This window comes from Corynebacterium sp. LK26 (assembly GCF_014335085.1).
In the GTDB taxonomy this organism is placed as follows: Bacteria; Actinomycetota; Actinomycetes; order Mycobacteriales; family Mycobacteriaceae; genus Corynebacterium; species Corynebacterium jeikeium_D.
Window position 1 is genome coordinate 211175 of record NZ_PDHB01000002.1, and the last position, 22156, is coordinate 233330.

19 protein-coding genes are annotated in these 22156 nt (G+C 60.1%); 1 reads left to right on the forward strand and 18 read right to left on the reverse strand.

Features of this window, described 5'->3' with window-relative positions; all coding sequences use genetic code 11:
* Window positions 1–852 (forward strand): dienelactone hydrolase family protein, encoded by an 852-nt coding sequence (locus tag CRD13_RS04450; RefSeq protein WP_049169967.1) that lies wholly within the window; start codon window positions 1–3, stop codon window positions 850–852.
* A gap of 15 nt (window positions 853–867) precedes the next feature.
* Here the strand turns inward: CRD13_RS04450 and CRD13_RS04455 are convergent, their stop codons facing one another.
* From CRD13_RS04455 to eccCa, 18 genes are all read right to left on the reverse strand, one after another.
* The gene (locus tag CRD13_RS04455; RefSeq protein ID WP_049190377.1) at window positions 868–1149 is read right to left on the reverse strand and encodes a hypothetical protein; all 282 of its coding nucleotides are present in this window, start codon (window positions 1147–1149) and stop codon (window positions 868–870) included.
* On the reverse strand, window positions 1149–2462 hold the full coding sequence (locus CRD13_RS04460; protein ID WP_187401338.1) for a hypothetical protein: 1314 nt from the start codon (window positions 2460–2462) through the stop codon (window positions 1149–1151). Before CRD13_RS04460 ends, CRD13_RS04455 begins: the two co-directional genes overlap by 1 nt.
* The gene (locus CRD13_RS04465; RefSeq protein ID WP_016422101.1) at window positions 2462–2797 is read right to left on the reverse strand and encodes a hypothetical protein; all 336 of its coding nucleotides are present in this window, start codon (window positions 2795–2797) and stop codon (window positions 2462–2464) included. Before CRD13_RS04465 ends, CRD13_RS04460 begins: the two co-directional genes overlap by 1 nt.
* 99 nt (window positions 2798–2896) lie before the next feature.
* Window positions 2897–4087, reverse strand: a complete 1191-nt coding sequence (locus CRD13_RS04470; RefSeq protein ID WP_016422100.1) for a hydroxymethylglutaryl-CoA synthase — start codon at window positions 4085–4087, stop codon at window positions 2897–2899.
* Between the two features lie 210 nt (window positions 4088–4297).
* Window positions 4298–5353: a hydroxymethylglutaryl-CoA reductase (NADPH) gene (locus CRD13_RS04475; protein ID WP_016422099.1), complete on the reverse strand. Its 1056-nt coding sequence runs from the start codon at window positions 5351–5353 to the stop codon at window positions 4298–4300.
* Between the two features lie 93 nt (window positions 5354–5446).
* Window positions 5447–6532, reverse strand: coding sequence for a phosphomevalonate kinase (locus CRD13_RS04480; RefSeq protein WP_070862802.1), 1086 nt, complete (start codon window positions 6530–6532; stop codon window positions 5447–5449).
* A 12-nt stretch (window positions 6533–6544) separates the two neighbouring features.
* Entirely contained in the window at window positions 6545–7522 is a 978-nt protein-coding gene (gene mvaD / locus CRD13_RS04485) for a diphosphomevalonate decarboxylase (protein WP_048731502.1), read from the reverse strand.
* Window positions 7519–8544, reverse strand: a complete 1026-nt coding sequence (mvk, locus tag CRD13_RS04490; protein ID WP_101687816.1) for a mevalonate kinase — start codon at window positions 8542–8544, stop codon at window positions 7519–7521. Before mvk ends, mvaD begins: the two co-directional genes overlap by 4 nt.
* A 4-nt stretch (window positions 8545–8548) precedes the next feature.
* Window positions 8549–9205: an isopentenyl-diphosphate Delta-isomerase gene (gene idi, locus CRD13_RS04495; RefSeq protein ID WP_016422095.1), complete on the reverse strand. Its 657-nt coding sequence runs from the start codon at window positions 9203–9205 to the stop codon at window positions 8549–8551.
* A 16-nt stretch (window positions 9206–9221) separates the two neighbouring features.
* On the reverse strand, window positions 9222–10565 hold the full coding sequence (gene glmM, locus CRD13_RS04500) for a phosphoglucosamine mutase (protein ID WP_016422094.1): 1344 nt from the start codon (window positions 10563–10565) through the stop codon (window positions 9222–9224).
* A gap of 102 nt (window positions 10566–10667) precedes the next feature.
* Window positions 10668–12356, reverse strand: a complete 1689-nt coding sequence (locus CRD13_RS04505; protein ID WP_187401340.1) for a VanW family protein — start codon at window positions 12354–12356, stop codon at window positions 10668–10670.
* A gap of 43 nt (window positions 12357–12399) precedes the next feature.
* On the reverse strand, window positions 12400–14322 hold the full coding sequence (locus tag CRD13_RS04510; RefSeq protein WP_187401341.1) for an acyltransferase family protein: 1923 nt from the start codon (window positions 14320–14322) through the stop codon (window positions 12400–12402).
* Window positions 14323–14541: 219 nt separating this feature from the next.
* On the reverse strand, window positions 14542–15102 hold the full coding sequence (gene rpsI / locus CRD13_RS04515; RefSeq protein ID WP_016422091.1) for a 30S ribosomal protein S9: 561 nt from the start codon (window positions 15100–15102) through the stop codon (window positions 14542–14544).
* Window positions 15099–15542, reverse strand: coding sequence for a 50S ribosomal protein L13 (gene rplM / locus CRD13_RS04520; RefSeq protein WP_005509852.1), 444 nt, complete (start codon window positions 15540–15542; stop codon window positions 15099–15101). Before rplM ends, rpsI begins: the two co-directional genes overlap by 4 nt.
* 316 nt (window positions 15543–15858) lie before the next feature.
* On the reverse strand, window positions 15859–16146 hold the full coding sequence (locus tag CRD13_RS04525; RefSeq protein ID WP_016422090.1) for a WXG100 family type VII secretion target: 288 nt from the start codon (window positions 16144–16146) through the stop codon (window positions 15859–15861).
* Window positions 16147–16219: 73 nt separating this feature from the next.
* Window positions 16220–16546 (reverse strand): WXG100 family type VII secretion target, encoded by a 327-nt coding sequence (locus CRD13_RS04530; RefSeq protein WP_005510029.1) that lies wholly within the window; start codon window positions 16544–16546, stop codon window positions 16220–16222.
* A gap of 202 nt (window positions 16547–16748) precedes the next feature.
* Window positions 16749–18137 (reverse strand): type VII secretion-associated protein, encoded by a 1389-nt coding sequence (locus CRD13_RS04535; protein WP_187401342.1) that lies wholly within the window; start codon window positions 18135–18137, stop codon window positions 16749–16751.
* The gene (gene eccCa, locus CRD13_RS04540; protein WP_187401343.1) at window positions 18137–21964 is read right to left on the reverse strand and encodes a type VII secretion protein EccCa; all 3828 of its coding nucleotides are present in this window, start codon (window positions 21962–21964) and stop codon (window positions 18137–18139) included. Before eccCa ends, CRD13_RS04535 begins: the two co-directional genes overlap by 1 nt.
* Window positions 21965–22156: the final 192 nt, after the last annotated feature.

A 22156-nucleotide genomic window follows, 5' to 3' on the forward strand; every position in this document is an offset into this window, starting at 1 on the left:
GTGGCTGACAACTTGAAGACTCTGACATCTAATCTTTCCAAGCGTGGACCGCACCGCGTCATGGTCGGTGATCTCGCTTTTACTGGCCTGCCGGGAAAGGTCTACACGCCTGCCGAGGGCAATGGCATCCCCGGTATCGCCTTCGCACACGATTGGCGCACACCGATTGAGGAGTACCACGCCACGCTGCGTCACCTAGCTTCGTGGGGCATCGCGGTCGCTGCTCCGGACACCGAAAATGGCATCGTGGCAGATCACCGTGGTCTCGCCAACGATTTGGAGACAGCGCTCCAGATTCTCGCTGGTGTCCGCCTCGGTGAGGGCAAGGTCGTCGTCCACCCGAAGAAGCTTGGCGTTGCCGGTCACGGCATGGGCGCGGGTGTAGCCGTCCTCGCCGCTGCTGGTCACGACCTCATCTCCGGCGTTGGCTGCGTCTTCCCCGCAACTACCGCGCCTTCCTCCAGCGCCGCTGCAACTAATGTCTCGGCCCCGGGCCTCGTCCTGGCCCCTGGCGAGGATCAGTGGCTCGATCGCGGCAACCCGGCTCGCCTGGCTGTTCAGTGGAAGGGCGATGTCGTTTACCGCGAAGTAGACAAGGCTGACCAGGGCAGCTTCTCGGAAACAACTCTTCTCCGTCGTCTAGCGGGCTTCTCTTCCTCCAAGGTGAAGTACCAGGAGGTCGCGCGCGCCGCACTCACAGGCTTCCTGCTGGCCACGGTCGGTGACGACAAGAAGTACTCAGATTTCGCAGACCCGACCGCCACTATCAAGGGCACAACTAACCGCGACATGGAGTGGCTCATCAAGGAGCTGCCGGAAAACCCGGAGCACTCGCTGATTCCCGGCAAGTAGTCACTAGGCCACGCTTCAGGACACGCCCCGAATCGACTTCACCGTCGGCGTCCCTTTCCCCGCCCGCCCGAACAACCGCGTAACGGTTCCCTTCGGTCGGGCGGTTTTTTGTTGCTTTTCGACGCCCGCCGCCACCTCCCTCTCCTTAATTTCGCGTGCTTTACGACGCTCCTCCAAACCCTGCAATTCTTTCTGTGCCCTCTGTACCGCCGTATCGAACTCCTGCCTAGTCATTGCAGCAGCGTCGTAATAGGCCTGCCCAATCCGGTCATATTTCGCGGCATGCTTACTCCCCATTACCACTCACCTGCCGTTGGCGAATTGACCGCGCCCACAAGCTCCTGGGCGTTGGGCTGCTCAGGGGGCTCGGGCACAGCTGAAGCAGATTCCTGCACTGATGCTGCCGAATCCTGGGCTGGTGCTGGCTGCGGCTCTGCTTGTGGTTCTGGCTGCGGTTCCGCTCGCTGTTCTGCTTGCGTCTCCTGTGGCAGCTCGATTCCCAAGTGCTTTAGTTTCTCAGCTGGAGGAGGCGGTTCAGGAACATTTTCAGGTTCGGGCTCGGGTTCAGGTTCGGGCTCGGGTTCAGGTTCGGGCTTGGGTTCAGGTTCGGGCTTGGGTTCTGGTTCGGGTTCCGGCACACAGTCCTCCGGCGCAGGAGCTGGTGCTGGTGCTGGTGCTGGCGCAGGTGCCTGTTCGCACACTGGCTCTTCCGTCTCCGTGCACATGTCTAAGTTGAGCAGTGAGGACGCGACACTGCCTGCAACCCCGACAGCTCCCGCAATTCCAGCGATACTGGCCGCCCCGGCAGCGCCAATGGCACCTCCAACGGATATTCCAGCAGCAACGCCTGCCTCTATCCCAATATCAACGTTGGCAACGACCCCAATTCCACCAGCGGTAGCACCGTTGCCACCGGTTACAGTAGCTCCTTCGCCACTCCCAGACTCAGCCACCTCTGCACAGGCCGCCGAGGTAGCACCCGAACTGGCAGGAACAGTAGGAGGCTGCGGCGGGGTGGCGACCACCGCGGCCTCAGTGTCACACGCTGCCTGCTCAAGACACTGCTCGATGCAACTATTACGCGCATCGTAGAGCTGACCAGTGGAGTCGACGAGACTGTTACACACCTGCTGGGCCACTTGTGCGGCTTCGGCGCCGACCTCCGGATCGTCGACAAGCGCTTCGCACTGAGAGAGGATGCCGTCGGTTTGCTCAGCCATATCTTCGGCCTGCTTTTCGCAATCCTCCAGGACCTCGTCGACTTTCTTGCCGCACTCGCCGACGCTCTGCGCGCCATTGGCGGACTGCTCATCCTGATTCGCACAGTCCTGCGCGGCTTTATCACAGCGTTCCTTGGCGGCGTCGGCGGCATCGCCTTTCAAACCGCCCCAATCGAAAGCCATAGCAATAGTTATCGCGGAGGCTATCAACCCCACGGAGTTAGAGAACTTGGATAGGGCGCTGCCCTTCCAGCCGTCAGCGCGTCGCACCTTATCCAAGACTTTGGGCAGATTCTTGCCGATGCCGCCAACCCCGCGCTTGGCTCCAATACGGCTTCCACGGCCAATAACACGCACCAATATCGGAAGAATTCGAGCAACCCATGGCATCAGTCCACTACCTCAATTCCACCGAGGTCGGCGCTCCCGTCGCTGTCACAGCCTGCAAAGACACGCCACTGTTCCCGCACTGCCGGAGCATGATTGCCAAGTCCCGCGTACATCGATTGCCCGTGCTCACGCAGCCGCGCTGCCGCCTGCTGCAGACGACGCCCCTGGGCGGCAAAACCCTGGCCACAGTCTGCCGCGGAAATATCGGGAGCGCTTCCCCACCGCTCATGGCCTTCACGGCCGCGCTGCTCGATCTCTCGGGCAGCCGCTGTCACTGCATCTTCCGAAAAGTGCAGCAAGCCTCCGCCACTGCCTCCAGTAAAACGTGCGGACACGAAAAATCCCCTTCCCCGCGAAAAACAGTTCTTATTACTGTTAGGCGCGAAAAAAGGGGATTCGGTTCCGTTGAGGTACTAGCACGGGTGCCCCCGGGGCTAACGAGCGCGGTAGATGCGCTTACACCCCTCAACACCGGTGAAGCTGAATGGGCCGGTGCCAATCAGGGCGTCGTCTCCCAGGTTGGAGTACTCACCCGGATCTTCATGCGTCACCTGAGCGTGGCGGTAGTAGGTCGGATCATCGAGCTTTACGCGTTCATCCAGTTCACGAGCATTATCTTCGGCGCGCAGCTGGGACTCGTAGCCCTCGACCACATTGCCGGTGAGGAACTCAGCAACCGAGCCGGAACCATAGGAGACAACAGCGACCTTCTTACCAGCCAGGTCCTTCTCGGTGTCCAGCAGCGAGAGCAGGCCGAAGTAGGCCGATGCTGTGTAGGAGTTACCGATGATGCGGTTGTACTCAGTGGTTGGGCCGAGCTGGCGGGCCTCGTCCTCTGCGGTGAGCTCCACACCGTTATTGGCCGAAAGCTGCCGGTGCGCCTTGTAGGCCATCTTGGTAAACGGCTGGTGGTAGCTGAAGTAGTCAATCTCGCTGAAGTCCACACCGCCGCGGGCACGGTAGTCCTCGTAAGCACCCTGAACAGCGTCGATGTAAGCACTAATAGAGAGCTTGCCCTCCACCAACGCCTGGCTGCGGTGGTTCGGACGCCAGAAGTCCATAACTTCGCGGGTGAAGACGCCCGAAGCGGCATCGATAGCCAGGATGCGCGGATTAGCGGTCACCAGCATGGCTACAGCACCTGCGCCCTGGGTCGGCTCCGCAGCGGAGTCCAGGTCATAGCGGGCAATGTCGGAGGCGACAACGATGACCTTCTCCTCCGGATTGCGGGCCACCAGAGCGCACGCGAACTGCAGCGCCGCGGTACCGGAGTAGCAAGCCTGCTTCAGCTCGACAGATCGCGCGTGCGGGTCAAGACCGACCAACTCATGCACATAGACAGCAGCGGCCTTCGACTGGTCGATACCGGTCTCAGTGGCGAACATGATGGTGCGCACGCCGTCGATACCGTGGCGGTCGACGATCTTCTTCACCGCGGTCGCGGCCATCGTCACCGGATCTTCATCAGAGGCAACCACGCTGGAGCGTTCCTGCCCCAGGCCCTTGTGGTACTTTGCCGGTTCCGCTCCGAGTCGGGGCGCAATATCGGCGAGGTCAATGCAGTACGAACCCGTCGCAAAGGCGATGTCATCAATACCGATCGGGGTCACATTGCTTGTTGTCATCAAAACCGTGCCTTCACTACCTCTACAGATTTTTAAGAAATAACGGGCAACGAAACATCCCCATGTCATCAGAACGGCCATCAGAGCAGTCATCAGACCACGGGATATTTTGCCCACAAAATGTTAATTGCCTACTACAGAAATCTAGCGCGTTTACCTGAGATTTGTCTTAGGTTTTGCGAATTGTCGCAAACGACTATTCACAAAGCACTACTTCGCACGCTCGATAGAAACGTGCGCCTCCATCAGCTCCCCCGGGTTCGTCTGTGCCGCGAGCAGGGAAAGCTCACCACACCAGACGATTGCCGCGCAGCACGCTGCTAGACGACGGGCATTCTCGCCCGGCTCACGGTCCTCCTTGCAGCCCAGCGCTGTGAGATTCTTCTCCACGAAGTCCAAGCCCTTGCCGTTGCCCACGGAACCGACGATCAAATGTGGCAGGGTGCAGCTAAAGCGCACGGAGCCGTCGTCAAGCGCCTCTACCTGCGTCAGCCCCTGCGAGCCTTCGACGATATTCGCAGCGTCCTGACCGGTAGCGAGGTAAAAGCCCAGCAGCATATTGGCGTAGTGCGCATTACCGCTGCGCAGCGAACCGGCCATGATGGAGCCGACGAGGTTCTTGCGTTCGTTGAGCTCAGCCAGGCGCTTGGCAGTTGTGCGCAGACGCTCGCGGACAACCGGCTCCGGAATGACGGCCTCGGCGATTACGTACTTACCGCGGCCCAGAATGCCATTGACTGCGGAGGTCTTCTTATCGGTACAGTAGTTGCCCGAGATGGAGCCATAGCCCAACTCTGGCATCTGCTCCATCAGGTAGGACATCAAACGCTCAGACGCCAGCGTGGCCATGTTGTGGCCCGAGGCATCACCGGAGAAGAAGTCAAAGCGGACAAAGAGAAGACGCGATGCGATCTGGAAGTGAATATCTACCAGCTTGGCAAAACGCGAGGAGGACTCCACGACCTTCTTCAGCTCGTCATAACGAGACAGGATGTTGTCGCGCGCAATGACGGCATCCGCTGCCGAGTCGAGAGTGAAAATCACCGATCGGGTCATCTTCTCACCGACGAAAGTGCAGGTAATGCCACCTTCGATCATGCGGGAGACCTTCGCACCGCGACCACACGACGGCCACAGCGGGGTCTCGTAAGTCGCCAGCGGAATCTTCACCTCGTCATTCATGACGTTGCCACTAATGCGCACCGGACCAATCCAGCTCAGCGGTACGTGTGCATATTCCAGGTCGTGCGAGCTCTTTTCAGCCATTGTCCTATGCGACCCTTTCTAGCTGCATGCAGCTTCGGTTCCCAGCTTCTGTAAATTTCAGCTGTCTTAAATTCTACGGTCAAAAAACTGTGGTCAAAGTTGAGCGGCCAGCTTCAGCGGCAACGGCTGGATGCCAGCTGCTTGCCAGCGCGCGGTGATGTCCGCGGCAGTCTCCTCGGCATCGACACCATCTGAGACTCCCACCAGCGCGATTCCGCAGTCACCACCACCGGAGCCGCTGCTCTTGCCCGCGGCCCCCGCGCCATCGGCGATGTCGGCGAGCGCTTTCAGTTTCTCCGTCTCGATGCATACAGCACGCTCACGCTCATAGTCCTGCAGCAGCGTCCGATTCTCACGCAGGCAGGCAAACGCCGCGGTGTGGTCGCCGTCGGCAAGCGCCTGCCAGAGTCTTTCGCTTATCGACGAGACCCCGCGCACAAAATCACGGTCTGCGCCACCGGCCTTCTTCAACTGCGAGTCCGTCTTCACCGGACTGCCCGTCCAGCCGACCAACAGTTGTAGCCCACCGAGGTCGGTGCGGGCGTCAATGCGAAGATTCGGCCACGGTGCCGCCACGGCAGCGACAGGATCAGCCGCCACGAGCTCTGCGAGCGCCGTCGGATTCGGCCGGCGATAGAGCACCACCCCGCCGTGCGCGGAGCACGCGATATCGCCGCCGGAACCAGCTGCACCAGCCAGAAGCGTGGCCACCATCGCAATCTTGTACACGTCCAGTGAATCCAGCTCCAGACCCAGGTGCGTCCCCAGCGCACGAGTTACAGCCACAGCGACAGCCCCGGAGGATCCCAGGCCATACTTCGCACCACTGTCGGCGTCATCGAGGTCTGATTCAATGACGATATTTATGGGGCGCTCTGGGGTGTTTTCCAACTCGCCCGCAGCAATGCGATAGACCAGGGAAATCGTATGGGTAGCGATGTCATCTGGTGCATCGATATCAATGACACGCCCCCGCGGGCCGTAATAGCTGGAGTACACGCGAGAGACCGGCTGCGATGGTTCGGCATCGCGGCACCGAACTGTCACATAGCGGTCGACACCTGCGATGACGGCCAGCCCCTCGACATCCATCACCGCATACTCACCAGTGAGGTACAGCTTGCCGCAGCCACGACCGATGGACTCGCCTTCGATAGGTCCGCCTTTAGCGTTGCTCAACTACTCCCCCAGCTACACCAGGTATGCGCCAGGGCCGGAGCCGGAAACCAGCACGTCAATATCCTCGAACTCTGCGCGGAAACGATCCGCGATGGTCTCGGCATCGCCGCTGCGGCACAGCACCTTCACGTTCGGCCCGGCATCCATGGTGGCGTAGCACTCGGTGCCCTCGTCACGCAGCGTAGCGACGAGATCGAGAGCCGCCACCGAATCCGGATTCCAGTACCGCACCGGAGGAAGAGCCCCCAGCATAGTGGCGTGCATGCGCATGGCATTGGCCTCGGCAAGCTCGCCGACCGCAGTGAAGTCCGCAGCGGCAATGGCGGCCTTCATGTCCTCGATATCACGAGGCACCTGCTCCACCCAGGCCGGGAAGAACGGTGATGTCTCGACCGTGCGACGCATGGCGGCACGGCTGTCAATCTTCTTGCGCCCCGGGGCCAAAACCGCCACGACCAGGGAGAGATCCAGGCCGGAATCCGGCAGAGCCACTGCGTGGCTGGAAGCATCGTCATCGCCGGGCAGCCACTCAACGAGGCCGCCGAAAATAGAGCGACAGGCCGAGCCCGAACCGCGACGGGCCAGAGCCGAGAGCTGTTCCGGGGTGTAGTCCAGGCCGTAGGCCTTCGCCGCGGCCAGCGCGAGCGCGCCAAAACCCGACGCGGACGAAGCCAGACCCGCACCCGTCGGAATCTCGTTGGTGCTGGTCACCTCTGCGAAGCTAGTGCTGCCCGCACGCTCGCGGACCAAATCCAAAAACTTCTGGACACGGGAGAGGTCCTTGCCCACCATCTCCTGGCCGTTCAGAGTGCCCGAGTCGGCGGTGACGCTGGGATCGTCGATAAGCGACACCGTGGTCGTCGTCGGAGCGATGCCCAGAGTAAGGGACAGCGAACCTGTGGCCGGTAGCTGCACGGCCTCATCGCGCTTGCCCCAGTATTTAATCAGGGCGATGTTGGGATGAGCGACGGCGGTAGCGGTCGTGGTCACGAGGGATTTACCTCCACAGTCCAAGTAGCAACGGCATTGGCGCCCATCATGGCATGGCTAATCAGTTCCGCGTGATCGGCGGACTCTGCCAGCGCCATCACACAGCCACCGCAACCGGCACCAGTGAGCTTTGCCCCGTGGGCACCTGCCAGTCGGGCGGCAGTGACGAGATCGGTGATGGACTCATGCCCAACACCTAGTTCTTCTAGCGCTTCCTGCGCCGAGTCCATGCGATGTCCCAGACGGGCAAAATCACCCTTGGCCAGGTTGTGCACCGCGCCGTCGGCCAGCTGCCCCAAGTGGTCCAGCAACTCTTGGCCATGGACTCGGTGGGAATCGACGAAACCACGCACGCGGGCAACGGCCAGCGACGTCGAACCACGCACACCGGTATCCCCCAGCACCAGCCACATCTTCTTGGCCACCTTCAGCGGATGGAACTCACCCTGCTTGAAGTAGACCGGACGCGATGCACGGGCAACCGTGGCATCCAGGCCAGAGGGGTTACCGTGCGCCAGACGCTCAGCTTCCTGCACCAGGTCAAAGCGCTGACGCTCGGTCAGAGTGCCATCGGCGAGGTCACGCACTGCGTCGATAAGCGCATGTGCCACTGCGGCAGAACCACCCAGCCCTGCAGCGGGTGGGATACCGGAGCGGAGACGAACCAGCAGGTCGCGTTCGGGAATACCGAAGGTGCGCAGGCCAGCGCGGAGTGCAGCGGCGATGGAGGCAAAGCGCTCCGGCAGCTCGTCGATGTCGATGACCTCGCCGTCCATGGAAAACAGGACGGGAGAATCCTCCACGCGGTCAATCCACGCCATCGTGCGCAGCGACGTCACCGGCAGTGCGATAGCCGGCTTGCCGTAGACGACAGAGTGCTCACCCAACAAAATCGACTTGGCATGGCCTTCACCGAATGCGGCACCCTGTTCATTGGCCAGGGCATAGAACTCCCCGGTCTCCAATTCCTCGGACTTGTCGAGGCCAAAGTCGTCGACGCTGGCGTTTTCTACGCTGGTCACGAAGCTACACATCCTTTTCCGAAACCGACTGCGCGGCAGCCTGCGCCTCCGCTGGGCCATGGATACCCGGCACACCCGCAATGTCGAAACCGTACTTGGAGAACTTCTCCGCCCCAACACCCCAGACGTGGTTAAACCACTCCGTCATCGGTTCGTTCGCGCGACGTTCTGCGAGTTCCTGCGGAGTCACGTACACCACTTCATCGACCTCATCGGGGTTGATATCCACCGACTTCGGATCGACGATGCCGGCGTACACGTGGTTGTACTCGTGCTCCGCCAATCCCGAACGATCATCGATGACCTGGTAGATAACAATGCCGATTTCCTCCAACTGGGAGACATCCGCACCGAGCTCTTCCTTCGCACGACGCTCAACGGCATCGGCCACCGGCTCCCCCGGCAGTGGGTGCGAGCAGGTCGCATTCGTCAGTAGCAGTGGTGAGTGATACTTCGACTCCGCACGGCGCTGCAGCAGCATGCGTCCCTGCTCATCGAAGAGGAAAAGAGAAAAAGCACGGTGCAAAATTCCCGGTGGAACGTGTGCTTCAAGCTTGCCGACGGTACCGAGAACCCGACCGTCACGATCGACCACCTCTACCTGGATGTCGGCTTCACCCGGGGCAAAGCGGGCTTTAATGTCCTCTGGCGCGTCATTCATTTCCACACTCCTGACTCTAGACTGCGGCCACAACCGCAGCTAACTCCCCGGCAATCTTGCGGGCCGATTCCGCATCGGCGGCCTCCACCATGACGCGGAAGAGCTCCTCGGTGCCGGACGGGCGCAACAGCACGCGACCGGTGGAACCCAGCTTCTCCTCGGCTGCATCGATGGCGGCCTTGACCTCATCAGACTCCAGAATTGCGGCCTTGTTGGACACCGGCACGTTGATAAGAGTCTGCGGCAGCACCTTCATTACGGAGGCCAGCTCAGCCAGAGACTTACCGGTGCGTGCCATCCGCGCCATGAGGTACAGACCGGTGAGGGTGCCGTCACCGGTGGTGGCGTGATCCGGAATGACCACGTGCCCCGACTGCTCACCGCCGAGCGAGTAACCGCCAGCGTTCAAATCAGCCAGCACATAGCGGTCGCCGACCTTGGTGGTACGCAGGGCGATATCGTTTTCCTCCATCGCCAGCTTGAGGCCGAGGTTACTCATCACAGTGGCCACCAGCGTGTTGTGGTGCAGTAGCCCCTCTTCCTTCATGGCGACGGCCAGGATGGCCATGATTTGGTCACCATCGACGATGTTGCCCTGCGAGTCCACAGCCAGGCAGCGGTCGGCATCGCCATCGTGAGCCAGACCCAGATCCGCGCCGTGCTCCAGCACTGCCGCGCGCAAAACCTCAATGTGGGTGGAACCGCAGTTGTCGTTGATGTTGTAGGAGTTCGGCTTGTCATGAATAGCGACGACGTCGGCACCGGCGGCCGCGTACGCCATGGGGGCGGCCTGCGAAGCAGCACCATTTGCACAATCCACCACGACACGAATGCCGTCGAGCTTGGTGCTGACCGCACGGGAGAGGTGGAACAGGTAGCGGTCGAGCCCGTCTGGGGCCTCCTCGATGACACGCCCCACTCCGGTGCCCGTGGGTCCGGTCTCCGGCAAGTTGTGGAGAGCGTGTTCGATTTCCTTCTCCACCGCGTCGTCAAGCTTGGTGCCGCCCGCGGCGAAGAACTTGATGCCGTTGTCCGGCATGGGGTTGTGAGAAGCCGAAATCATCACACCCATGTCGGCACCGTAGTCGTCGGTGAGGAAAGCGACAGCCGGAGTGGGCAGCACGCCGACACGCAAAACGTCGACGCCCTGGGAAGCCATGCCGGCAGACAGCGCTGCGGCGAGCATCTCACCGGAGACACGCGGATCGCGGCCAACAATGGCCAGGGGACGACGCCCCGACGGATTCGTGCCGCTAGTCAGCACAGTGGCCGCAGCAGCACCCAGCCGCATTGCCAGCGGTGCGGTCAGAGTCTTATTCGCCAAACCGCGGACGCCATCAGTTCCGAAAAGACGTGCCATTGTTGCTAGACCACTCCTTGGGGGTTTTATGAGTTTTGGTATCGCGGACTATTGCATTGTCAATGCTGTATTACTTTAGCCGGTCGCGCAGGCGAATCCAGACTAGCCACAGGACACAATTGGCTGCGGGTCATAAACCGTAGTCTGAGTTTCACGCGAGATTTCCGCGCCCGAGAGGTCCCGAATAACGCGTGTATCAGAAGTGGTGAAGCCCTGCGCACCCGACGACGGCTGGCAAGAGCTGCCACTGACCTGCATACGCTGTGGTTGCGTGTATGCCCAACGGCCACCATTGATGGACTCGACGTTGACCTTCTTCACACCCTTGATGCGCACAGTGACGTCGGAACCAGTAGTAACGGCCTCGATAAGAATCGGAGTGTCGGAACTGTTCTTAAACGCTAGGTCGATTGCGCCCTCGTACACCGTCGCCTCACGGCCGGCCGGGTAACGCGAAATGTAGTAACTGTGCGGGGTGTGCGCGACATCCTCCATGCCCGCAAAGTACGAAGCATTGTACAAAGTGGTGGCGAACTGGCTAATGCCACCACCGACAGCCTTATCCGCATGGCCGTTGAGGATAATGCCCGACTCGACAAAACCCTGCGCAGTACCGCGCGGACCCGTGTAGCCGTTCAGACTGAATGTATCGCCCGGCGCCACGAATGCGCCGTTGACCATCTGCGACACCAGGGCAATGTTTGTTCCCGATGCCGAGCTGAAGCCACCGGTGGTGAACTCACCAATGACATCATCGAAGGTGGCACTTTCCGCTTGTTCGGTGGTGTAGGTGGCGGGCTTGTCCTCGTAGACCGCATCAAACTCGCGCTTATCCGTCGAAGTCACACGCTCGGCGAAGTCCTTCATAGTTTCATCCCACTTCACGGCTACGCCATCAACCGAGGGGACCACTTCACGCGAACCACCGCTGAAGCGTATCGACGCATTGCGCTTATCAACCTCGGAAGCAGCCAGCCCCTCCTCGAGGATCTCGCGTGCGCGGTCGACATTGATATCGGCAACCAATCCACCGTCGCGCGGCACAAAGCTGATGATTTCAGCCATGCGCTCCGGCGGAATTACACCATCTTTGCCATCACGGCCCTTGGCAACAATGGGGCCCGACACCGCATCGGCGGCCTCTCCTTCAGCTGCCTCACGGACCTGATCCTCACCGATAGCCGGGTCGTGCGCGGTGGTCTCTACATCGATGCCCTCCGGCGACAACCACTTGGCGGCCAAATCCCCGCTGACCGCATTGCGGTCGACATCTTGGCCGATGACCGGTGGAGTTGTTTCCACGCGGCCGTCGACAAGCTTGACCTCGCCATCGACGGGAGCAATAGTCAGTTCGCCGACGAGACGGTCGACCTGCGGCTCGAACTTAGAGCTATCGATATCGCTGACCAAATCCAGCTCACGGGTAGTAAAGAAACTGCGCACCCAGGTAACTGGGTTCGCCGTCTGCTTACCCGCCTGCGCGACCGTCTTCTCCCAGTCGATGCTCAGCCCCGCCTCCTCGGGCAGAACCTCCGCCGTGCGTTCGCCGGCACGAAACGCCACTGGATGAGTGGAAAGATCACCGAGCTGCTCTTCGAGCTTCGCCTCAGCGTGATTCGCGCTCAGCGTGCTGATGTCAATACCCGCGACGGTAGACCCGCGCGGGACATGGTCCTTGTTCAGCACGTAATCGACAGCGTAAAACACACCGAAGAGTGCGAAGATACCGAGGACGATGCCGAGGAAAATCTTTAATCCACGGTGACTGGAGGAAGACTTTTGTTTGGCCACAGCCACTTACTTTACCGTGGAAACACTACTAACTAGATTTTTATTAGATTCCGCAGGTGTCCGGAATGCGTTTCTTGTTCTTCGCATACTGCTGGAAAGCATCGACCACGGCATTGGCATAGACCTCGGCGCCATCCGGGGTCGGGTGGATAAGGTCCGCGCGCAGCTTGGACAAATCATCACGCACACCATGACACCAGTCAGACACATAGACATTGTCGCGCTTCTTTGCCGCGTCGAGGACTTCCCTCTCCGACTGCGGCATCCACACACGATCACCGTACGGGTTGATGAGGACAATGATGCGGTCTTCACCCAGCGAATCGAGGATCTCATCCAACAGGTGTTCGTCCGATGCCGCAGCCGACTGATTGATACCAAGACCCAGCACGACGAATGGATCGAGCGTACCCGCCGCCTTCATACTGGCGATAATCTCTGGCGCAGCCGGATAACCACGAGAAACAGCCGCATCGATATAGATACCGGGCAGCTTCTCTTCCAACGCCGACGCCGAGGCGAGCATCACAGAGTCGCCGATAGCGGTGATCTGGTCACCACGCGGCATAACACGCTTGGCCAACTCGGCTTCCTCCGCCTTTTGTGCCTGTGCACGGCGCTCAGCTGCCTCCTGTAGCTGTGCCTCCAAACGCGTCATCTTCGGCGCCGTAGCCATTCCCACAACTGCACCAACCACGACGACCAGCGCCAGCCCTGCTGCAACGCGCGGCTTCCAGGAACCGGCAAACTGCGTGCCCGAAAACTGCAACATCCAACGGCGGTAACCCATCCGGCGAATTGGCGATTCCACATTCTTGTACGACCAGTTCGCCAAAAGCAGCGATAGCGCGATGCCTGCGAAGGCAGCGAGGTTCTCATACTGCATGGCCTCATTGCGCTCCAGCAGTTCGCGGATGAGCACGATGACCGGCCAGTGCCACAGGTACAGCGAGAAGGAAATCTTTCCCAGCCAGCACAGTGGCTTGAACTCAAAAATCTGACGCACGGGTGAGACACCGCGAACGACAAGATAGAGAATCGCCACCGACAGCAACGAGGCGAACACCAACCCACCGCGGTAAGTCGCCGACGCGGTATCCGACATCATCAGCAAAACCAACGAAAGGAAGATCAGCGGCAGCGAGGCCACTACGAAAGCCTGGGCGGAACTGCCAAAGAAGTCCCGCAGCAGGGGTTCTGTGCGTGGCCAGGAGTCCGCTTCCGCGCGTGACGACGTCGATGTCAACCACAATGCGAGGGCCGCGCCAAACAGGAGTCCAAAGGCGTGAGTATCGGTACCGTAGTAGACCCGCGTGGGGTCGACCTTCGGATCATAGAGCGAGACCATCCACACGAAAGAGGCAACCGCCCCAATGCCCGCCACTGCTGCCAGCTTGCGAGATGCCAGCTTCAGGGCGAGAAGAGCCACAAAGATCAATGGCCAGAGCAAGTAGAACTGCTCCTCCACCGACAGTGACCAGTAGTGCGCTAACAGCTGCACTCCGGAATCCGCGAAATAGGACTGAGAGCCCGCAATCTGCGTCCAGTTATTGACGAAAAAGACCGTGCCGAGAAACTGCGTCGACAAGCCAACAGCGGGATCCCCGCCGACCAGACCTGCGACGGCGATGGAAATAAACAACACGAACATCGCAGCCGGAGCGATGCGGCGCAGTCGACGGAGCCAGAAGTCCTTTAGATCGATGCGCCCAGTGACCGCGCGTTCGCGCACCAGAAGCGAGGTGATAAGAAATCCGGAGAGCACGAAGAAGATATCCACACCGATGTAGCCACCGGGCAGCACATTATCGAAGTAGTGGTAGATCACCACTGTGGCAACGGCCAGACCGCGCAGCCCATCAATGCCTGGTACGCGTCGAATGCGGAAGGGATGCTTCGCCACCGACGACGAGCTAGAGGAGCTCTTCGCGTCGGAGGTCTTGGTGGCTGTGGTGCTCACCGCCATACGGTTTCCTTCTTCCCATCGCACTGCAATCGCACTTTCATCGCACTGCAATCGCACCGCGATAAACGATTCTCGCGGCAGTTTTTAACGGATAAAAGTCTAACGTACGGGGCTTGTCCCAAAAATGCAGCCATGCCTGGTCACTGCGGACTTTAACCAAAAAAGCACCTCGGCTTGCGTGTAATACTCAAACTGAGGTGCTTTTCGAAGCAGTAAAGCTTAACGCTTGGAGTACTGCGGTGCGCGACGGGCCTTGTGCAGACCAGCCTTCTTGCGCTCGACAGCACGAGCGTCGCGGGTGAGGAAGCCAGCCTTCTTGAGAACGCTGCGCTCCTCCGGGTTGAACTCGTTCAGGGCACGAGCGATAGCCAGGCGCAGAGCACCGGCCTGACCGGACGGGCCACCACCGTTGATGTTGGCCTTGATGTCGAACTGGCTCTCGCGCTCGACCAGGACCAGCGGATCCTTGATCTCCTGCTGGTGCAGCTTGTTCGGGAAGTAATCCTCGAGCTCGCGGCCGTTGCAGACAATCTTGCCGGAACCAGCGGTCAGAACGACGCGGGCGACAGCGCGCTTACGACGACCGACAGTCTGAATCGGACGATCCAGGGTCAGCGGTGCAGCCGGAGCAGCCTCAGCCTCGGTCTCGGTAGCAACTGCGTCGCCGATGGAAGAGGTGAACTCTTCAGTGGCAGCAGCAGCGGCAGCCTGAACATCATCGTAGGAAGCCTCGGTGGCCTCTACGTTCTGGTTCTCATTGACGTCCTGTGGGTTGGTCACTGTGCCACCGCCTTGATCTCGTAGTTTTCAGGCTTCTGACCGGCGAACGGGTGCTCGGAACCGGCGAAGACGTGCAGCTTCTTGATGGACGCACGCGAAAGCTTGTTGTGCGGCATCATGCCCTCAATAGCCTCAGCGATAACACGCTCCGGGTGAACCTCGAGGGAACGACCCAGGGTCATCGACTTCAGGCCGCCCGGGAAGCCCGAGTGGCGGTAGCGCATCTCACGTTCCCGCTTGTTCGAGGAGACGTGTACCTTATCGGCGTTGATGATGATGACGTGGTCACCGCAGTCGACGTTAGGGGCGAAGTAAGCCTTGCCCTTACCGCGCAGCAAGTCTGCGGCGTGAGTAGCCAGACGGCCGAGAACAACGTCGGTAGCGTCGATGACGTACCACTTGCGCTCGATGTCACCGTCCTTCGGATGGAAAGTAGACAACATGACTCCTTTTAGGGTCCGTGTAGATTTGCCAGCCACCGTGCACACTGTTGTTATTCCCCGGCGGCCGGTGGAGACCCGAGGCAACATTCACGTGTGCGCACACAGTTTGGCTACTTTACCTTGAGATGACGCTAGAACAAAAATGCCAAAGCCAGTCTCAGCCGCAAACTGCTGAGACTGGCCTTTCCCCCCTGGAGTGCTGCTAGCAAGAATACTTCAAAGGCAGATACCTAACTGAAGATCTCAATTGAGCAATGTCCTCCCCTCCCCCGGTTACATAGCTCAATCAAAAGTGCCTCAATCAGGAACCAAGCTATCCCCAGCTAGCTGCCGCGCGGCGGTTAATATCCGCCATTCGCTGGCTACCTGCGCTGACCGTATCCGCGATAGTCGTGAGAATCATATTGAGCTCCTCCGCTGCTGTGTCCCATTCACGCTGAGCCTCCTGGTAAGAATCCGAAGAGTCACCCTCCCACGTAGAGACCATCGGCGCGATGCGCTTCTTCAAATCTCCGAGCAGCCCGTTGATGGTGCCAGAAGTGGACCGAATGTCATCGGCAGCACCGTCGATGCCGCCAAAACTGTACCTAATTGGTTGCATTAAGAACCCTTTCCCCAAAAGGTGATGTGTGTTGTGTGATTCAGTGTTGTGGTTGTGCGATTCGATAAAACGTTTAGAGGTTCAGCAACGACGCACCCGCTGCTGCCACCTGCTTGAACGACGACGCCCCCTCGTCCTCGCCCGCATCGAAGCTGCTGGAATTTGCGCGGATGTTATCCGCGATATCCGTCAGCGCATTGGATAGACGCATAGCTGCGTCATCCCAACGAAGCATCAGATCATCGAAGCTGTCTTTAGCCTGGCCCTTCCATTCCCCCGCCAGACCGTCCACGACGCCTCGAATGCGCCCCAGCTCGCCCTGTACTTCCGAGTTGACGCCATCGACGTCCCCCGCGGTAGTGGTCATTTGATCTGATTCGGCTGCAAATAGGTTTGCCACTGTTTCCCCCTTATTCGTGTTGAGTGACTGATTAACGACGGCATTTTTACCTCCCCGCGCGAGCCAGCCAGCTTCCCGCGTTAAAAACCCGTCATATTGTTTGGCGCGAAAAACCCCGATTCGGTTCCATTTTGGTTTTCCAACCTTTACCCCTGCCTACCCCCGCCCATCCCCCAGTCACTTTCTCTACGCCCCTTGCGTGTTACGGCACCGGCCGAGCGCTTACTACTGCCTGGTCGCATACGGGCCGTACCGGCGCAATAGTCCTTCCTCTGAACTGGCACCCCACACTGACTTGAGTTCCGTACATCACTTTGTGATGCCAGAGCACTATCGAATTACCTGACGGCAGCCGCTCCTCTACGACTACGACATCGGTGCCCAGTACTTGTCTGCGTTCCGGCGCGGACTTTGTCTCATCCCCGGCAACGGAGCTGCTCAAAGCGGCGGCTAGATGTTCAAGCGCCATGAACTGCGAAAGCGGGCTAGCGAGCACCAAGACGCGCATATCTCCGCCATCCACCGCAATCAGACGGTCTAACGGACTTGCCGAGTCAAGCTCCCACCCGCCGGGAAACCGAGCTTCCACGCCCGCATTGGTCAGTTTGACTATTGGAGCAGAATCGGGAACTGGTTTCGATGTGGATGGAGGCGTCGTTACAGGAGGCGTAGTTACAGGAGGAGCCTGTGCGTGCGATGTCTCACGCTGCTTCTGTCTCCCTTCGTTCTCCCTAACTATGCCGCCACTAAAGAGCCATGCAGCAATCCCAACAATCAGAACCACCACCGTCAACAAACCAACGGCAGCTACTGACACAACTGTGCTTTGATTCGACGCTGAGCTGACTTCTGCCCTGGCTGCAGGACGCCGCCCCGCGAAATCCTCCGACGGCTCCACTTCACCGGCTTCAGCGTCGCCGATGTTTTTCAACCAGGCCGGATTTACGCACTCCCCGAGCCGCGATGCTGGGCAGTCGAAGACTAAAAATCCACGGTCGCGCAGACGATCGACTAGTAGAGCTCGCCGCGAGTTCGCTAGCCCGGGTGGAACTTCGCCGACGATGAACTCAATATCCTCCTGCCAGCGGGGCGGATACTCAGTGATACCGCGCCCACCACTAACTTCCACATCATCGGGTATCCCCTGGGGCGCATCCGGATACATGGTCAGCTGATAAGCCAGCGCAATGACTGTTTCCACCAATGGTGCGCTGTCGTTCGCTCCGACCAAATGTGTCATCCGACTGGCAATGTGGCCCCCGCTCAGACGAGTGACACAGACACGCGTTTCCTCTACTTCCACCAACACGCTATGAGACACAGTTGCCTCATCGAGTTCCACAACGGCGTCGGCAAGCGTCAGGATGTACGGATTGAGTTCAGCAGCCAATAGCGCGGAGGCCAACCGGCACTGTCGCACAGCACCCCAATAGCTGGGCACAATGACTGTTTGCATGCTCTCGAGAAGCGGTCTAGGGCCATGCACCGCCGGTTCTGCGGTGTCTGCAGGTGCCGCGAGTCCCCACAGGTGCCAGGTGCCGTGGCGCAGCGTCGGGGTCTGGGTGGTGGAGGAAGATTCGACCCGAATCATCAACTGTCCTCCTGGTCACCAGCGGTATCCAACCAACCCAACTGCACAATCTGCGGACTCTGGCCGTGCGCCACCCAATAGCCACGGCCCGGCGGCTGCTCGCAAGGCTTTACGCCGAGGATGGGGCCGTCGTCGCGTGTGCCGTCCATAACAAAGACGCTGGCACCCTGGTCCTTAACCGCACCCATGACCGGGTCGTGGAGGGATCGCAACGCCCCGCTGATTCGACGGGCAAAAAAGATATTGAGCCCAATGTCGGCGGCGTGAGCGATGACTTCTGCCAGCGGCTGCAAGGGGTTACCCCGCGAGCCGGCCACGAGGTCATAGTCGTCCACGATGACATTGATGGTTGGACCACTCCACCAATTTCGGGCCTTCAACTGCGCTGGGGTGATATCCGGTTGCGGGAGACGGGCCTTCAGTACCTCTGCCAGCTCTGCCAGCATGGGTGTCGCCACCGCAGCCGAGCCCGCATAGCCGGCCAGCCGCTCTTGGGGCACGGCCTCCATTAGCCCACGGCGGTAGTCAATTACGACGAATTTCGAGTCCGACTGCGAGTACCGCAACTGGTGAACGATGCCCCTCAACGCGGCGGTTCTGCCACTGCCTGCCGAACCGAATATCAGTAGGTGACGATCCTTATCTGGGTGGAATATCACCGCGCCCAGACCGGCTTCTTCGAGCCCCACTGCAATCGCACCTCTCGCAGCGGCCGCTGGTCGCGGCAAACGCGCAATATCAATCCGCCGTGGCAACAACTGGAGCTTTGGTGCCTGCTCACCGTGCGGCGCTGTCTCTGCAATCCGCTTAGTGTCTGCAGCGCCGGTGAGAGCTACCAGCATCGCAAACCCGCCCGGCGCGACTCCGCGTCCTGGGCTCTCCGGCACCAGCTCTGCTGCCTTACGGTCAATCATTGAATCCATCGACTCCGCCTGCCGCAGCTCAATCCGCGTACCAATCAGGTCGCGAACGGCAGGTCTCATGTCCGTCCAGCGATAGGCCGTGAGCAGGACATGAATTCCCACCGCCAATCCATCTGCAACCAGCGCCTGCACATCGTCGCTCAGCGCCGGAAACTCCGTTTTGAACGCACCCCAGCCGTCAATGACCAACACCGAATCCGGCTGACCCGCCGCCCGTGCTGCTTCCGGAGAGAGCCATCCATTAGTGCGAAAGAGCTGTTCCCGACGACTTACCTCACGACGCAAGAAACCAATCGTACGGCGAATAAGCTCCTCGTCTCCGCGGTGTGCAACCGACGCGACATGCGGCAACTCAGCCAGGTCGCTCAGGCCGCCCGCACCACAATCGACGATATAAAAATGCAGGTCACGAGCGCTGATACCGTCGGCTAGCGCGAGGATCGCTGTGCGTGCGGCAGTGGTCTTTCCTGACCGCGGCGCTCCGACGATTGCCACGTGCCCACCGGTCGTGCGCAGGTCAATACGCAGTGGGTCCTGACGCTGAAACAGCGGCTTGTCCACCAGCCCAATCACACCGGTCAATCGCTGTCGCGGCAGCTGCTCGTCGGGCTGAAGCTCGATGGCCTCCGGCAATGGTGGCAGCCACACCCGATGCGCACGTGTCGATACGTGCGACACCGCTGCCACCACGGCACCGAGCACCGTCTGCTCCGATGTCTGCGCAGGCGGGTCCACCATTCCACCATCGCTTAACGACGCACCGAAAGCCTCCCGCGTCCAATTTTCAGCGGTAAATTCAGTGACAGCTGCGACCTGCCCCTGCAGCCTCTGCTCTGCCCCAGCCGTCGCACCGTCAATAGGCTGCGGACGGACCACCGGGCCGGAAACATACGCCGACCGAAACCGCACCGGTTCGGCGGCAGCAGATTTGATATACCCAATGCCCGGGATGGCCGGCAGATGATAGGCGTCCGGAACACCTAGCACGCTGCGGGACTCCGCGACGGAAAAGGTCTTCAACCCAATGCGATAGGAAAGATGGCTTTCCAGCCCGCGCAAGCGGCCTTCCTCCAGACGCTGACTGGCCAGCAGCAAATGCATGTGCAAACTGCGCCCCAACCGACCAATCGCAACGAAGAGCTCAGCAAACTCCGGGCGTGCGGAGAGCAGCTCTGAAAACTCATCCACCACAATCAGCAACGCGGGCATGGGTGGCGCATCTATCTGCCCAGCGCGCCGGGCTTGCTCATAATCGCTGACACCGGCGAAATTCCCTGCAGCGCGCAGCTGCTCTTGGCGCCGCGTCATCTCACCGCGCAGTGCGTCTTCCATGCGGTTGACCAGGATAAGCTCCTGCTCCAAGTTGGTAATCACCGCCGAGACATGAGGCAATTGATCCAGTCCCAGAAACGTCGCCCCGCCTTTGAAGTCCACCAGCACAAAGTTCAACTGATCCGGGCTGTGCGTAGCTGCGAGCCCTACCACGGTCGTTCGGAGGAATTCCGACTTACCCGACCCTGTGGCACCAACGCACAGACCGTGTGGCCCCATGCCGCCCTCAGCACTCTCCTTAAAATCCAGATAGACCGGAGCATCACCGTCATCAGCTCCAACAGGAATGCGCAGACGAGCACTGCCGTAGCGCGGTCGGTAGCGCAGAGTTGTCGGAGGCGGGTACAGCCCGAGCTCCTCCATGACCGGGTCTTCCGAGGTCTTAACAGAATCATCTGCGCTTGTTGGCACTTCAAAACGCGCCAAGCTCCGCCCAAGCACCTCCGCTTCTGCTGGACTCAGCTGATCAGGTACGCCAATCTCCTCCCGTCCGGACGCGGTTTCCGCATGCACAGCAGTAGTGGAAACAACCAGCGCGATGCCATGGTGAACCGCTGCCTCCCACAACGTTGACTGCGCTTCCACGACGGTCAGCAAAACTACCGAGGTCTCCGACCCCGCCGCGTCAAAAATCGGTGTCAGTTCAGTGACATCTAGCTGTCCGTTCGAATCCGTCAGCACAATCAGCACAGCAGCTGGCAGTGTGTCGATAGCCGTGAGCAGCTCAGTCAGCTGCACACACGTCGCCGCCCGCAACCGCGCTGGGCCACAGGCATCAGTAACTGCGGGGTGTCCGTGGTGTGGCGTCCATTTCAGCCATTCCCACTCATCTCCCACAACTGCAATCAGGCAATCCTCCGGATGATGCAGCGCAGCAGCTTGGGCGACCATCGCTCGAGCCAGCCCCTGCGCCGCGGTATCTCCAGTGAGCGCGATAATCTCAAAGGCCGACACATCTATGGCAAAGGGCACTCCCTCAACCTGACGAGCCGATCGAATAACTTCCCGCAGTGCTACGGCGGAAACCGGATCCAGTTTCTCGGGCGCCGGAATTGCCGGTGGTGTTACAGGCGTTGCGGGCTGCTGCGTTGCCACCCCGATGCGCAGCTGCAAGAAATCCGAGTCCCCCTTTCGACGCTCGCACGCCCGCCCCATCGCCCCCAGCTGCCACAGAGTTCCAGGCCGAGGGTGGATAAACTGCGCCGATTCACGCTGCATCCTCGCTGCTTTCGCCACCGCGCGGCGAATACTGGACAAATGCCTCTGATAGTCCTTCCGCGCCGGTGCCATGTCCTTATTTCCCGCCCCGCCCGACACCATCATGCCCACAGTGGAAAACACCATCATCAGCGGAAACATAAACGACATCGGGTTACGTCCCATCCCAGAGACAAACATCAACACCACCATGCCGACCACCGCCACGACCATGATTAACGGCATGAGTGCACGCATCAGCGGCACCGGCTGTGGCTCCGGCGCTTCTGGAGGCGCATCCGGCGCGATTGTGCCTGTCATAGGCTGCGGCCCCGCTTTTCGGGTAGCCGAAATCTCCGCCTGTGCACTAGTCACAAAAATCCCCCCGCTATGTGTCGCCCCTTGTGTTCACTCGACGGCCAATCCCCCGACCAATCGGTGTACGCATAGCTTAAATCACACTCCGGATTCTCGCAGCGCATGACCGAAACTGATAGCGGGGGCACGCGCAGTTACTACTCCGAGTAGCGCTCTAGCGAGTTGTACGACACTCTAGAGGGACTAAAG

What these genes read in the sequence shown, in the direction of transcription:
- CRD13_RS04460 (WP_187401338.1), bottom strand. Translation starts at nt 2,462, where the DNA reads ATGCCATGGGTTGCTCGAATTCTTCCGATATTGGTGCGTGTTATTGGC.
- CRD13_RS04475 (WP_016422099.1), bottom strand. Translation starts at nt 5,353, where the DNA reads ATGGCTGAAAAGAGCTCGCACGACCTGGAATATGCACACGTACCGCTG.
- idi (WP_016422095.1), bottom strand. Translation starts at nt 9,205, where the DNA reads ATGAATGACGCGCCAGAGGACATTAAAGCCCGCTTTGCCCCGGGTGAA.
- glmM (WP_016422094.1), bottom strand. Translation starts at nt 10,565, where the DNA reads ATGGCACGTCTTTTCGGAACTGATGGCGTCCGCGGTTTGGCGAATAAG.
- CRD13_RS04510 (WP_187401341.1), bottom strand. Translation starts at nt 14,322, where the DNA reads ATGGCGGTGAGCACCACAGCCACCAAGACCTCCGACGCGAAGAGCTCC.
- CRD13_RS04525 (WP_016422090.1), bottom strand. Translation starts at nt 16,146, where the DNA reads ATGCAACCAATTAGGTACAGTTTTGGCGGCATCGACGGTGCTGCCGAT.
- CRD13_RS04470 (WP_016422100.1), bottom strand. Translation starts at nt 4,087, where the DNA reads ATGACAACAAGCAATGTGACCCCGATCGGTATTGATGACATCGCCTTT.
- CRD13_RS04455 (WP_049190377.1), bottom strand. Translation starts at nt 1,149, where the DNA reads ATGGGGAGTAAGCATGCCGCGAAATATGACCGGATTGGGCAGGCCTAT.
- CRD13_RS04535 (WP_187401342.1), bottom strand. Translation starts at nt 18,137, where the DNA reads ATGATTCGGGTCGAATCTTCCTCCACCACCCAGACCCCGACGCTGCGC.